General features: G+C 69.7%; 12 protein-coding genes. 8 read left to right on the forward strand and 4 right to left on the reverse strand.

Going from position 1 to position 14,167, the window contains the following annotated elements; translation table 11 throughout:
* Positions 1-336: 336 nt before the first annotated feature.
* The 4 genes from RM812_RS33340 to RM812_RS33355 all read right to left on the reverse strand — a co-directional run bounded on the left by RM812_RS33340 (position 337) and on the right by RM812_RS33355 (position 6,242).
* Positions 337-2,928, reverse strand: coding sequence for a family 78 glycoside hydrolase catalytic domain (locus RM812_RS33340; RefSeq protein WP_311581231.1), 2,592 nt, complete (start codon positions 2,926-2,928; stop codon positions 337-339).
* A gap of 110 nt (positions 2,929-3,038) precedes the next feature.
* Positions 3,039-3,947 carry a carbohydrate ABC transporter permease gene (locus RM812_RS33345; protein WP_311581234.1) on the reverse strand — a complete coding sequence of 303 codons (909 nt, stop codon included), beginning with the start codon at positions 3,945-3,947 and terminating at the stop codon, positions 3,039-3,041.
* Between the two features lie 5 nt (positions 3,948-3,952).
* The gene (locus RM812_RS33350) at positions 3,953-4,837 is read right to left on the reverse strand and encodes a carbohydrate ABC transporter permease (protein WP_244789937.1); all 885 of its coding nucleotides are present in this window, start codon (positions 4,835-4,837) and stop codon (positions 3,953-3,955) included.
* 85 nt (positions 4,838-4,922) lie between these two features.
* Complete coding sequence (locus RM812_RS33355; RefSeq protein WP_311581239.1) at positions 4,923-6,242, reverse strand: ABC transporter substrate-binding protein; 1,320 nt, start codon at positions 6,240-6,242, stop codon at positions 4,923-4,925.
* A 268-nt stretch (positions 6,243-6,510) separates the two neighbouring features.
* Between RM812_RS33355 and RM812_RS33360 the strand changes: the two genes are divergently transcribed.
* The 8 genes from RM812_RS33360 to RM812_RS33395 form a co-directional block, all read left to right on the forward strand.
* Positions 6,511-7,560 carry a LacI family DNA-binding transcriptional regulator gene (locus tag RM812_RS33360; protein WP_311581242.1) on the forward strand — a complete coding sequence of 350 codons (1,050 nt, stop codon included), beginning with the start codon at positions 6,511-6,513 and terminating at the stop codon, positions 7,558-7,560.
* 69 nt (positions 7,561-7,629) lie between these two features.
* Complete coding sequence (locus tag RM812_RS33365) at positions 7,630-8,673, forward strand: LacI family DNA-binding transcriptional regulator (RefSeq protein WP_311581244.1); 1,044 nt, start codon at positions 7,630-7,632, stop codon at positions 8,671-8,673.
* A 479-nt stretch (positions 8,674-9,152) separates the two neighbouring features.
* A complete protein-coding gene (locus RM812_RS33370; RefSeq protein ID WP_311581247.1) occupies positions 9,153-10,367 on the forward strand; it encodes an FAD-dependent monooxygenase in 1,215 nt (404 codons plus the stop codon).
* A 23-nt stretch (positions 10,368-10,390) separates the two neighbouring features.
* A complete protein-coding gene (locus RM812_RS33375) occupies positions 10,391-11,431 on the forward strand; it encodes a cupin domain-containing protein (RefSeq protein ID WP_311581250.1) in 1,041 nt (346 codons plus the stop codon).
* Between the two features lie 32 nt (positions 11,432-11,463).
* Entirely contained in the window at positions 11,464-12,330 is an 867-nt protein-coding gene (locus RM812_RS33380) for a fumarylacetoacetate hydrolase family protein (protein ID WP_311581253.1), read from the forward strand.
* A gap of 98 nt (positions 12,331-12,428) precedes the next feature.
* Positions 12,429-12,878, forward strand: a complete 450-nt coding sequence (locus RM812_RS33385; RefSeq protein ID WP_311581256.1) for a MarR family winged helix-turn-helix transcriptional regulator — start codon at positions 12,429-12,431, stop codon at positions 12,876-12,878.
* A gap of 47 nt (positions 12,879-12,925) precedes the next feature.
* Entirely contained in the window at positions 12,926-13,366 is a 441-nt protein-coding gene (locus RM812_RS33390) for a helix-turn-helix domain-containing protein (protein ID WP_311581259.1), read from the forward strand.
* 4 nt (positions 13,367-13,370) lie between these two features.
* On the forward strand, positions 13,371-14,167 hold a 797-nt coding region (locus tag RM812_RS33395), incomplete at its 3' end, for an IclR family transcriptional regulator domain-containing protein (protein WP_311581262.1).

Genomic DNA, 14,167 nt, shown 5'->3' on the forward strand with positions numbered 1-14,167 from the left:
TTCCCTTTTTTCACTTCTCGGCGGCAGAGTGCTCGCCGCGTCCCACAGTGAGCACTCAGCGCCACGGCCGCATTCAGCCACGAAGTTCTTCCCAGCAGGCTGGAAACTATGGCCTCCTCCGATGCAAGGTCAACCCCCCGGAACCTCCTCTTTAAAATAGGCCCTCACCAGCAGGTTCCTTCCTTGGAATTTTAATAGCGCCCTGAAATTTCAATTGAACGGACCGATGGAATTCTCTGCCATCGACGCCCTGGATGATCTGAATTCGAAAGACAAATAGCAGCCCGACACATCGCGTGATGCGTCGGGCTGTCCCTCTTCGCGTACGGGAGACGGTCAGGCCGCCGCTCCGAGTTCCGCGGTGTCCAGGACATGGTCGCCCGGCCCGAGGGCCAGGGGTGCGCAGCCGGGGAGTTCCACTGTGGCCGTGCAGCCCTCCGGCACCGTGATGTCGGCCGTCATGCCGGTGGCGGTGAGCTCCCAGGACAGTGCGGCCGTCCCGTAGGGAGTGTCATGGCGTACACGGGCCCAGCTGATGCCGCCGCCCGGACGGGGGCGGAAGGAAAGCCGGCGGTAGCCCGGGGCGGTGGCGCTGATACCGCCGACCACGCGGTGCAGCCAGTCGGCAACGGCTCCGAGCGCGTAGTGGTTGAAGCTGGTCATGCCGCCCGGGTTGAGGGTGCCATCGGGCCGCAGACTGTCCCAGCGCTCCCAGATCGTGGTCGCTCCCATGGTCACGGTGTAGAGCCAGGAGGGGCACTCGGTCTGCAGCAACAGCTGGTAGGCGACGTCGAGGTGACCGTTGTCGGTGAGGGCGTCGCAGATGAGCGGGGTGCCGACGAAGCCGGTGGAGATGCACGCGCCGTCGGCGAGCACGATCTCGGCGAGGCGGTCGGCAGCCGGTCCGCGCTGTTCCGGCGTGAACAGGTCGAAGGCGAGAGCGATCGCGTACGCGGTGGCGCTGTCGCTGGTGAGGCGGGCCGAGGGCAGGACGTACCGGCGCCGGAAGGCGTCGGCTGCCTCGGCGGCGAGTGCCGCGTACCGTTCGGCGTCCGCGTTGAACTCCAACTCCGCTGCGGCCAGGGCGAGATGTCGTGCGGAGTGGGCGAAGTAGGCGGTGGCGACGAGGTAGCGGTCGGTGCGGCCCGCGGCCGGGTCGTCGGGTGGGGCGGCCGGGTCGAGCCAGTCCCCCAACTGGACGCCGGTGTCCCACAGGCGGGTAGGACCGGCGAGGCGTTCGATCAGCTCGACCCACGCTTTGGCCATGGGGTAGTGGCGGCGGAGGAGTTCCAGGTCGCCGTAGCGCTGGAAGAGCGTCCAGGGCGTGAGGGTGGCGACGTCTCCCCATGCGGCGCCGGGGTGGATCGGCGTCCACATCGGCTCGCCCGGGATGACGGGGACGTACCAGGGGATCGTGCCGTCCGGGAGCTGTTCAATGCCGACGTCAGTGAGCCAGGAGTCGAGCAGGCCGGCGCAGTCGTAGAGGAAACTCGCCGTGGGGGCGAAGACCTGGATGTCGCCGGTCCAGCCGAGGCGTTCGTCGCGCTGGGGACAGTCGGTGGGCAGGTCGACGAAGTTGCCGCGCATGCTCCACACGACGTTCTCGTGCAGGCGGTTGACGAGCGGATCGCTGCACTCGAACCATCCGGTGCGGCGCATGTCCGTGTGGTACACGCGGGCGGTCACCTGACTCGGCGCCATTTCTCCCGGCCAGCCGGTGACCTCGGCGTAGCGGAATCCGTGCAGGGTGAAGCGTGGTTCCCAGGTGAGCGGCCCTCGACCGGAGAGGATCAGGGTGTCGACGGACGTCGCCTCACGCAGGGGGCGGGTGGCCAGTTCCCCGTCCTGGAGGATCTCGGCGTGCCGCAGGGTGAGGGTGGTGCCGGCCGGTCCGTCGACGGATACGCGGAGTCGGCCGACGAGGTTCTGTCCGAAGTCGAGCAGGTGACGCCCGTCGGCGGTACGGGTGACGGTGACCGGGGTGATCTCGTCGGTGCAGCGCACGGGCGGCCCGAGAGGAGCGACGAGGGTGCCGGCATCTCGTGTGCCCGTGCGGACCGGAGTCCAGTCCCCCGTGCCGGCCGCAGACGGTGTGGCCCAGGCGGGGTCGTGCAGGCGGGCGTCGAAGGTCTCCCCTTCGTACAGGCCGCTGGTGAGGATCGGGCCGGACGCCGCTTTCCAGGTTCGGTCGGTGGCGACGACATGCGTGGTGCCGTCGTCGTACTCCACCTCCAGCTGTGCGATGAGGGACTGGTCGGTGCCGTAGATGTTGCGGGTGCCGCCGTCGAAGCCGTACCTGCCGCGGTACCAGCCGTCGCCGAGCCAGGCACCGACGGTGTTGGCGCCCTCGGTGAGGTGGGCGGTGACGTCGTGGGTGCGGTAGCGCAGCCGGTGCGGGTAGACGGTCCAGCCCGGTGCGAGGGCCTCGTCGCCGACGCGGCGCCCGTTGATCTCGACCTCGTAGAGGCCGTGGGCGGTGACGTAGAGGCGGGCGCGGGCCACGGGCCGGTGAAGGCGGAAGTCCTTGCGCACGCGGGCGGGGCGGCGCTCGCCCTCGGGGTCCTCGTCCCAGTCGGCGCCCACGGGTACGGCCTGCCAGTCGGCGGCGTCGAGGAGCCCCGCCTCGACGTCTCTCGGTGTGCTCCACTCCGAGGGGTCCGCGGCGTCGGGGGTCCAGACGCGGACGCGGACGGTGGCGCGTTCCCGGGATGTCAGGGGGTCGCCGGGCCACGGCACGAGGACCTGCTCGGCGCTGTCGACGCGCCCGGTGCGGCGGATGCCGCCACGGCGTTCGAGTTCCAGCTCGTACGACACCTGGCGGCCGGTGCCTGCGGGCAAGGTCCAGGTCAGCCGGGGGGAGGCGACTCCGATGCCGAGTCCGTCCGGCAGGTGTTCGAAGCTGACCGGGGAGGGCTGAGGGGGGAGCAAGGGGCGACCCTTCTTTCACGTGTGGGCACAGTCGGGAGCGTGACGGGTGGGCGCGGCGAACTCCCCGGAGCCGAGGGCCGGGGAGACGGCAGGCCGGGGCGAGGACCGGGTCAGCCCTTCAACGCTCCCGAGGTGAGGCCCTTCATGACCTTCTGGTTGAGGAAGAGGTAGATCACGAGGGTGCCGAAGACGTTGATGCAGATGGCCGCGAAGAGAGGGCCGTACTGGGTGGCGCCGAAGTCGCCGGTGAAGTTGAGCAGGCCGACCTGGATGGTGCGCAGATCCTGGTTGTTGGTGAAGGTCAGCGCGATGAGCAGGTCGTTCCAGATGAAGAAGAACTGCACCAGGCCGACGGTGAGCAGGGCGTTGCGCACCAGGGGGAGGCTGATGGTCCAGAAGGCGCGCAGGATGCCGGCGCCGTCGATCGTGGCGGCCTCGAACAGCTCGCGGGGGACGCTGCGGTAGTAGGTGGCCATCATGAAGACGGTCAGGGGCAGGCCGGTGCCGGTGTAGGTGAGGATCAGCGGCCACAGGGTGCCGGACAGGCCGGTCTGGAAGTACACCGTGAACAGGGGCAGCAGAATCATCTGCGGCGGGACCATCATGCCCGCGAGGAAGACCAGCAGAGTGAGGCTGCGGCCCTTCCACACCATGACCTGCAGGGCGAAGCCGGCGGCGGTGCCCAGCAGCAGCATCAGCGCGAGCGCGGGGACGACGGCGAGCAGGCTGTTCTGTACGTAGAGGCCGATGTTGCCGGTCGTCCACGCCTCGGTGTAGTTGCCCCACTCCCAGGTGGTGGGCAGGCTCCAGGTGGAGTTGTTCAGGTAGTCGTCGTTGGACTTCAGGGAGGTGAGGAACATCCAGATCATCGGGTAGACCTCGACGACCAGCAGGAGAGCGACGACGACCTTGACCCAGAGGCGGCTTCCCGGACGGCCGCGCCGGGCGCGCGGGGCACGCACGGGCGCGTGCCCGGAGCCGTCTGCGGAGGTCTTCACGGGTGTGTCGATGGTGGCCATGACTCTCAGCCCTCCGTGAGGTCGCGCCGCGAGACGCGGTAGACGACCAGGCTCACCAGCAGGCACACGACGGTCAGCAGCAGGGCGATCGTGCTGCCGTAGCCGTAGTCGCTGTAGGTGAACGACGTCTGGAACATGTACAGGGTCAGCGGGGTGGTGCCCGTGCCGGGGCCGCCGTTGGTCAACGCGACGATCGAGTCGAAGACCTTCAGCGTGCCGTTGATGCTGAAGATCAGCGAGGACATCAGGACCGGCAGGGACAGCGGCAGCACGATGTGGCGGACCAGCCTGAGTCCCGTGGCTCCGTCGAGGCGGGCCGATTCCAGGACCTCGTCGGGGATGTCGACGAGACCGGCGAAGAGGAGTACCGCGTAGAAGCCCATGGAGCGCCAGATGTCCATGGCGATCAGGACCCAGAAGGCGCTGCCGGCGCTGCCGAAGAAGTCGATCGAGTCGATGCCGACGGCGTTGAGAAGGGAGTTGACCGGGCCGGTCTGCGGGGCGACCTGGAAGAACTTCTGGAAGAGCAGGCCGACCGCGACGGTGGGCAGCACGACCGGGAAGAACACCAGGGTGCGGACGAGCGCCGAGGCGCGCTTGAGGAAGAAGACGTAGAGGAGCGCCAGGAGATACCCGGCGGCAACCTGCCCGGCGGTGACGACGACGGCGTACTTCAGGGTGAACCACAGGGCGTCGTGGACGGCCGGGTCGTCCAGGAGGCGGGAGAAGTTGGCGACACCGTTGCCGGTGAAGCCGTTGATCGTGTTGCCCTTGGTGAAGGAGTACCCGAGCGACCACACCATCGGGACCAGCATGATCAGGGAGTAGACGAGGAGGGCGGGACCGAGCAGGAGCGCGATGGCCCTGCGGTCACCGAGTACGCGGTGCATGGGTGGTGTCCACTTTCTTCGGAGGGACGGGGGGCGGCCCGCGCGCGGCGGGGCGGGCAGGAGCGTGCGGGCCTCCCCCGGCCGGTCACTGAGCGGCCAGCGCGTCCTGAACGGTCTGCATGAACTGCTCGGGGCTCGTGCTGCCGCTGACCAGACCCGCCGCGTTCTGCTGGCTGACGGTGGTCGCCTTGGTGCTGAACAGGGCCTCGAACCACAGCACGTTCTGCTTCGAGGCACTGATGGTGTCCCGCACCTGGGTGGTGACCGCGTTGGCGTCCCTGACCTCGGTGTTCACCTTGAAGCCGGAGATGGAGCCGTGGTCCTTCAGCGCGGTGGAGCCGTAGTGCTTCGCGATGCAGGACACCCAGTCGCCGGTCTTCTTGTCGAAGGACTTCGAGGCGAAGGTGATACCCAGGCCGACGTTGGACGGGTACTGGTCCACGGAGCCCTTGCCCCCGGTCACCGCCGGGAAGGGCATGAAGCCGGTGTTCTCCGCGCCGATCTTGTTCTGCTCGTCGTCGGAGATGTTCGCCAGTGCCCAGCTGCCCATGTAGAACATGGCCGCCTTGCCCGTGAGGAACTGGTTCATCGCCGTGTCGTAGTCGATGGAGCCGACGCCCTTGCCGAAGTAGCCCTTCTCGCCGAGGGCGGCGACCTCCTCGGCGGCCTTCACGTATTCCGGGTCGGTCAGCTTCGCCTTGCCGTCGGCCACCTTCTGCAGGGCGTCGGGGCCGAGGCTGCGGTAGAGGTAGCCGCTGATCAGACGGGTGAGCGGCCAGCCCTGCTGACCGGATGCGGAGAACGGCTGGACGCCCTTCGCCTCCAGCTTCGCCGCGGCCGACACCAGTTCCGCCCAGGTGCCCGGCACCTTGACCCCGTTGTCCGCGAAGACCTTCTTGTTGTAGAAGATGCCCTCGATGTTGTACTCGTACGGCAGTACCTGGAGCTTGCCGCCGTACAGGGCCTTGATGGTGGAGACGGCGGCCGGCTCCAGCTGGTCGAGAACGCCCAGCTCCTTGAGCTTGGCCTCCAGGTCGGCGACCTTGCCGGACTTGGCCAGCTCCTGGGTGAGCGCGGGGGCGTTGCCCGCGGCGAACTGCACCGGCAGTGCATCCTGGCCGGCCAGCAACTGGAGCTTCTGGTCCAGGCTCGCCTGCGGAACGGTCTCCACCTTCAGCGGCAGAGCGTCGTTCGCAGCCTTGCAGGCATCCTTGGACATGGTGGTCAGCGCCGTCTTCACGGTGGTGTTCTCGGTGACGCTCAGGTAGTCGAAGTTCTCGGGGGCGGAGGAGGAGCCGCCGGCCCCGCTGCCGCCGCACGCGGTGGCGAGCAGCGCGAACGAGGCGGTGCCTGCGGTGAGCAGGCTCAGTCGCGCACGACGGGCGCGGGAGGTACGAAGGGGCACGGAGGACTCCCAAGGATCATGACGAGCGGGCGAGGTGCGGGAAACAGCGCCAGGGGCGAAGTACAGGGCCCCGGCAGCACGCGGGCAGCGACCCGACAGAGCGTGTAAAACGTTCTCCACGTCGAGTGGGCAACACCCTGCACCGCTGCCCCGCCATCGTCAAGACACAAGCGGGTAACACCGTGGTGATGAACGAAAGGCTTGACGGATAGCAGGGAGTAACGTGTAGACCGTTATACCTACGACTACTCACTTCGGGACGTGGACCATGGACGGGGCTTCCGCAGCCAAGCCGAACAAGCGCGTGACCATCACCGATGTCGCCCGGCACGCCGGTGTGTCCACGGCCGCCGTCTCCAAGGTGATGCGCAATGCCTACGGCGTGAGCGAGGCCATGCGGGAGAAGGTCCAGGCGGCCATCGACGACCTGGGCTACCGCCCGCACGCGGCGGCGCGAGGGATGCGCGGCCGGACGTACACCATCGGTGTACTGCTGGACAACGTCCGCAACGCGTTCTTCGCCGACATCCTCGACGGCATCCGGGACGAGCTCCGCCACACCGACTACACGGTGCTGATCGGCGCGGCCGGCTTCGACCCCGAGGAACAGGCCAGGACCATCCGTTCCCTGGTGGACCGGCAGATGGACGGACTGATCCTCATCGCCCCGGGGACACCGCGCGCGGAGGTGCTGGACACGGCCGCTTCGACGCCGACCGTGGTCATCGGGCACCACGACGCCTCGGACACCTACGACTCGGTCGTCGACGCCGACGACCTCGGCGCCGGCCTGGTGGTCGATTACCTGGTCTCCCTCGGCCACCGTGACATCGCCCTGGTCTCGGCCCCGGGCACCCGGGCCAACAAGTGGAAGCGCACACCGGAGGCCGTGCTGAGCGAGGGCTATCTGCACGCGATGCAACGGCACGGACTCGACCGGCTCGCGCGAGTCCAGCACACCGCCTACTCCGACGACGGCGGCTTCAAGGCGGGCATGACACTGCTGACGGCCGACCGTCCACCGACCGCCGTGATGACCGGTGCGGACGTCGCCGCGCTGGGCGTCTACCGCGCCGCGCACGAACTCGGCCTGCGCATCCCCCGGGACCTGTCGCTCGTCGGCTACAACAACACCGCGCTCGCCGCCCTGGCCCCCGTGCAACTGACCAGCGTGGACCAGGCGGGACACACCATGGGCTCCGCCGCCGCCCGGATGCTCGTCGAGCGCGTCGAAAGCCGAAGGGACAGAGCCATGCAGACCACGATGACCCCCCGACTGGTGGTGCGCTCCACCACCAGCGCTCCGCAGGGACGCTAGGCCGTGGACCGGCGACCGACCGCCACTCCCCCAGCTCACCGCGAACGTGGCTCCGGCGGAGCGACGGCGGTGGCCGGACCTGTCGGCCGCCCACGTCCCCGGGTCGGCATCAAGGACGTGGCGCGGGAGGCAGGAGTCTCGCTCGGTACCGTCTCCAACGTCCTCAACCGGCCCGAGATCGTGTCCGAGGGAACGCGCTCGCGCGTCCTGGAAGTGATCGACTCCCTCGGCTACGTCCGGGCCGAGGGCGCCCGGCAGTTGCGCGGCTGGGCCTCCCGGGTGATCGCCGTCATGGTGCTCGACATGGCGAACCCGTTCTTCACCGCGCTCGCCTCCGGGGTGGAACAGGCCGCCCGCGAGGCGGACCTCGGCGTCATGGTCTGCACGGGCGCCCACGATCCGGCCGAGGCGGCACGTCACCTGTCGCTGATCACGTCGCACCAGGTCCGCGGTGCCGTGCTGGCCTCCGGCGAAGGAGTCGGGCGCACCGTCGCGGCCTTCCGCCGAAACGCCGTCCCCTTCGTCGTGGCCGACCAGTACGCGCCCCAGCCCGCGGCATGCTCCGTCGGAATCGACGACGTGGCGGGCGGACGGGCCGCGGTACGGCACCTGCTCGAGCGGGGCCACCGCTCCCTCGCCTACGTCAGCGGCCCCGACCGCCTCCAGCAGGTGAGGGACCGCCGCCGCGGCGCCCTCACCGCGATCAGCGAATCCGGCCTGCCGTCCACCGCGCTGAGAGAACTGTCCTGCGACGCCCTCACCGTGACGGCCGGCAAGGACGCCGGGCACCGCTTCCTCGGTCTGCCCGAGCGGCCCACCGCCGTCTTCTGTGCCAACGACCTGCTCGCCCTCGGTGTCCTGCAGGCCCTGTACGAGGCCGGTCTGAGAGTGCCGGACGACATCGCTGTGGTGGGATACGACGACATCGAATTCGCCGCGTCCGCCGTGGTACCGCTCACCTCGGTGCGACGACCGGCATCCGCTATGGGACGGCAGGCCGGCCGACTGCTCATCGAGGACACGGCCCACGGAATCAGGCACACGCACCGCCACGTCGTGCTGCAACCGGAACTGGTCGTACGCCGGTCGACGCTGGCGGCTCCCGCGCGCTGACGGGGTCGGCTCGGGGCCGTGGGGAGCGTGTGCGGGAGCGATGCCGGGTACTGCGGGGAAGACGAGCACGGCGAAACTCCGGCCGACGGTACGGGAGGGTCGACCGCGGAGACGATGATCATCTCCGGCTGTCGGAGAGAGACGTCGAGCGAGAGCGCACCGACGGGCCCCGTCCGAGCATGCGCCCTGCCGGGCCACCCTGCCCACCCTCACCGTCATTCACGTTACGGATGGATCCCATCCGTAACGTGAATGACCACCGTCGAGGACATCACCGCCCGCACCGGCACCGCCCCAGAGGTGGACAGCGTCTCCGCCGCGCGCCGACCGGCGGCCGAAAGAGTTGCTCCACAAACCATTGACACGGAGGAAACACTCTCGGAATATATTCCGTACACCAATGATTGGTGTACGGATCATCGGCCGGGTCTTACCGCCTCCGCTCCCGATGTCCTCCCGAGCTGACTTTTGGAGGCCAGATGCCCGTCCTCACCTCTCCACTCCACATCGCCGTAGTCGGAGGCGGTATCGGCGGACTGGCCGCCGCGCTGGCGACCGCCCGCGCCGGCCATCGCGTGACGCTCGTGGAGCGGGCCGCCCGCTTCGGCGAGATCGGGGCCGGCCTGCAGCTCGCCCCGAACGCCTCCCTCGCCCTCGACGAACTCGGCGTACTGCCGGCCGTCCGGGCATCCGCGGTAGCCCCGCCCCGGCTGGTCATGATGGACGCCCTGACCGGTGACGAGGTCACCTCCCTCGATCTGCGCAGTTCGGCCTACACCGACCGCTTCGCGCACCCGTACCTGGTCACCCACCGCACCGACCTGCACGCCGCACTGCTGACCGCCTGTCAGGAGCACCCCGCCGTCACGCTGCGCACGGGACACACCGTCACCGAGGCAGACCAGGACGGATCCGGGGTACACCTGCACTTCGCGGAGGGCCACGCCCCGCTGACCGCCGACGCGGTCGTCGCCGCGGACGGACTGCACTCCCGGCTGCGCCAGGAACTGGTCGGTGACGGGGAACCGGTCTGCTCGCGCTACGTCGCCTTCCGCGGCGCCCTGCCCACCGGGAAGATGACCGGCCGGATGTCCCAGCACGCCGCCTCGGAGGCGGTCATGGTGTGGGCCGGGCCGCGCATGCACCTGGTGCAGTACCCCGTACGTCGCGGCGAGCTGTACAACCAGGTCGCCGTGTTCGAGAGCGACCACTACACGCCGGATTCCGACGACTGGGGCACCGAGGCCGAGCTGGAGGAGCGCTTCGCCGGCGCCTGCGAGGCCGTGCGGGACGCGCTGCCGCTCGTCTCCCGTGACCGTCGCTGGCCGCTGTACGACCGCGCCCCGATCAGCACCTGGGTGCACGGACGGATCGCGCTTCTCGGAGACGCCGCCCACCCCATGCTCCAGTACCTCGCGCAGGGCGCCTGCCAGGCGCTGGAGGACGCCGTGGCGCTCGGCCAGGCTCTCGGCCAGAGCGCGGACCCCGCCGAAGCCTTCGCCGCATACGCGGACCGGCGTCGGGAACGGGCAACTCTCGTCCAGACCAACGCCCGCCGCTTCGGCGAGATCTGCCACCTCGAAGGCATGGGAGCCACCCTGCGCAACATGCTCCTCTCGTCGCGCGGCCCCGAGGCGTTCGACGACATCTCCTGGGTGTGGACGCCCACCCCCGCACCTGCTCCCGCCCTGTGATCCGGCTCGCGTAGGAGGACACCATGACAACCGACGAACTCGCCTACAAGGCCCTGGAGGGCCTGGGAGCCGCCCCACTGTGGCGCTTCTACGGCAACTTGTTCCCCGCCCAGCCCAAGAGCCGCGCCGTCCCCTACCGCTGGGACTGGCGCGAACTCCGCCCGCATCTCCTGCACTTCTCCAAGGCTCTGTCCCTGGAGGAGGCCGAACGACGGGTCCTCATGCTCGTCAACCCCGGCCTCACCGACCCCCCGGCCACGGTCAACACCCTCTACGCGGGCCTCCAGGTCATCCTGCCCGGCGAGACCGCACAGGCCCACCGGCACACCTCCAACGCCTTCCGCTTCATCCTCGAAGGCGACGGCGCCTGGACCACCGTCAACGGCGAGCGGGTCTTCATGGCCCCCGGCGACCTCCTGCTCACTCCCGGCTGGCACTGGCACGACCACACCCACGAGGGCGACGCGCCGATGATCTGGCTCGACGCACTCGACTACCCCCTGGTCAACGCCCTGGAGGCCGGCTTCTACGAGCAGTACCCGCAGCGTCTCCAGCCCGTGACCAAGCCCGACGACGCCGGAAGCCGCCAGTTCCTGCACGGCCGGCTCACCCCCGCCTGGCTCACCCAGGACGGCCCCAACTCCCCCGTCACCCGGTACACCTGGCAGGAGACCGAACGCGCCCTGGACGCCATCGCCGACACGGCCGACGGCAGCGACGTCGACGGCGTCGTCCTGGAGTACAGCAACCCCTGGACCGGCGGCCCGGTCATGCCCACCATCGGCTGCCGCGTCCAGCGGCTGCGCCCGGGCTTCGAGGGAGCCGGCCGCCGCCACACGGCCTCGACCATCTTCAACGTCGTCCGCGGCGAGGGCGCCACGATCGTCGACGGCGAGCGGCTGGAGTGGTCCGAGCACGACACCTTCGCCGTCCCCGGCTGGGCCTCCTACCGGCACGTCAACACCTCGGCCTCCGCGGACGCCGTCCTCTTCTCCTACAGCGACGAGCCGGTCATGCGCTCCCTCGGCCTCTACCGCACCGAAGACGCCGACCCCGGCGCCTGACCCTCCCACCCGACACCCACAAGGAGGCCAGCATGCGTCTGGCACTGTTCAACAAGGGACGCCTCGGACTCGTCGACGGCGACGACCTCGTCGACGTGACCGACCAGGTCGCCGGAGCCGACACCGCCGGCCCCGTCGGTGCGCTCCAGCGGTACGTCGAGGCGGCCGCCGACGGGGAGACGGCCTGTTTCGAAGCAGCCGGCCGGCCCCGCATCCCCCTGTCCGAAGCCGTCCTGGAGGCCCCGCTCCCCCGCCCCGGGAAGATCATCGGCGCACCGGTCAACTACCTCGACCACAAGGCCGAGATGGAGTACACCACCTCGGTCGCCGACCTCGGCGTCTTCCTCAAGGCGAACTCCTCCGTCATCGGCCCGGGCCAGGACATCCTCCTCCCCTACTCCGACAAGCGCACCGACCAGGAAGGCGAACTGGGCGTCGTCATCGGCCGCACCGCCTCGCACGTGAGCACGGACGAAGCCCTGGACCACGTCTTCGGCTACACCTGCGCCCTGGACATCACCGTCCGCTCCGGCGAGGACCGCTCCACCCGCAAGTCCTTCGACACGTTCACCCCGCTCGGCCCCTGGATCGTGACCGCCGACGAGATCCCGGACCCGGACGCCCTCGACCTGCGCTGCGACGTCGGCGGCACCACCCGGCAGCGCACCAACACGGCGGACCTCATCTTCGGCGTCCGCGAACTGATCGCGTACACCTCCTCCGTCATGACCCTGCACCCGGGCGACGTGATCGCGACCGGCACCCCGGCCGGAGTGGGACCGCTCAGCCACGGAGACCGCGTGGTCCTGGACATCGAGAAGGTCGGTCGCCTGGAGGTCGGTGTCGACGGCTCCCGTGCCCTTCCTTACGACCAGCGCCCCGGCCGCCGCAGCCGCTGACCACGCGGTCGCCGCCGGGGTGGTGCCGGCACTCGTAGACTCCCCACACCGGCCGGCACCCGGCCAACACCACCCCGGCGACAGACGGACGGAAGACTGTGGCGCACGCACTGGAACTGCACAACTACGTCGGACACCTGATCCGGCGCGCGGAACAGGTGCACACCGCCCTGTGGTACCGGCACGTGTCCAGGGAGATCACCTCCCAGCAGTTCGCCGTCCTCAACGCCCTCAGCCGTGACCCCGGCATCGACCAGCGCACCCTGGCGCGCTTTACCTCACTGGACCGTTCGACGGTCAACCACATCGTCCGCCGGCTGACCGAGCAGCACTACGTCAGTCAGGTACGCGACGAGGAGGACCGTCGGCGGACCCTGCTGAGCCTCACCGATCAGGGAGCCGAACTACTCGACTCCCTGATCCGTCCGGCCGAAGCCGTCAACGAGCAACTGCTCGACGCGCTTCCCGGTGACGAACGCAAGCTGGCCGTCGACATCCTTCGCAAAATCGCGTCGCTGGACGCCGAGGCACTCAGCGACGGCCCGTGAGCTAGGTGAAGCGCGGGACGTCCAGGTAGCGAGGAAGGACTCACGCCTTGACCCGTCACGCCCTGCGAAGCGCGCCTTTCTCCCCTTCCCCGCAGGAAGCCGGTTCCTCGCCCGCCACCGCGACAGGGCCCGTCATCGGCCGGGCTCTGCGCATCCTCGGTGCCTTCAGCGCACAGCGTCCTCACCTGTCCCTGAGCGAGCTGGCCCGGCGATCAGGTCTGCCCGTGTCCACCGTGCACCGCATGCTGGGGGACCTGCTCGTGTGGGGCGCTCTGGAACGCGGCGCGCAAGGCCGCTACCGCATCGGGCTGCGTCTGTGGGAGGTCGCGTCCTTGGCTCCGCGCAGTCAAGGGCTGCGCGAGCGCGCACTGCCTTACCTGGAGACCTCTCCTCCGTCGTCCGTGAGAACGTGCAGCTCGCCGTCCGTGACGCAAGCGAGGTGGTCTTCATCGAACGCATCGCGCCGAGCTGTGCCGTGCCCACGCTGAACGAGTGGGAGGACGGCTGGGCAGCACCACGACAGCGGCGGGACTGATGCTGCTCGCTCACGCACCGGCAGCCGTTCAGGAGGAGGCTCTCGCGCGGACGGTACCCCGGCACACCCCGTTCACGCTCACCGTCAGCGGCCGGCTCAGGGCGGTCCTCGCCCAGGCACGCACGTGCGGCTACGCAGTCAGCGACCGGCAACTGTCCACCGACACCCTCTCCGTCGCCGCGCCCGTCACCACCGACGACGGCGAGGTGACCGCAGCTGTCTCCGCGGTGGTCCGGCACGGGTCCACGTCCGTCGGAGCGCTCGCCGATCTGGTCCGCTCATGCGGCCGCGCCGCAGGCCCTCCTGGGGCCCTCCGCCTCGACCCGCGCCGCCTCGACGACGTGAGCGGCATCACCGCCGACTCGTTCACCACCGCCGCCCACGTCGCCGTGTACACCGCGATCAGCACTCTGCCGCAACCCGACCCCGCCGAGCACGCGAAGAACACCAAGTGGCTCGACCGCGTGCTCGCCACCAGCCGGGAGCAGGCTCGCGGGCTGACCGCCACCTACCTGCACACACTCGTCCAGGTCTGCCCCTGGCCCCACCACGCCCCCGCCTATGCCCGGATGGTCGAGGCCGAGCACGCCCGCCGCCGCCTGCTGACGGCCGCCGAACGCCTCGTCCACACCGTCCACGACGCCAGCCTCCCGCTCCCCGTCCAGACGGTGCTCGCCGAGGCCGATGCGCTCGCCGCGGTCGTGGACGACATCGCGAACCGCTTTCCCCCGCGCTCCGGCGTCCTCCCCCGCAC

The sequence above is a fragment of the Streptomyces lancefieldiae genome, from assembly GCF_031845825.1.
GTDB classification, from domain to species: domain Bacteria; phylum Actinomycetota; class Actinomycetes; order Streptomycetales; family Streptomycetaceae; genus Streptomyces; species Streptomyces lancefieldiae.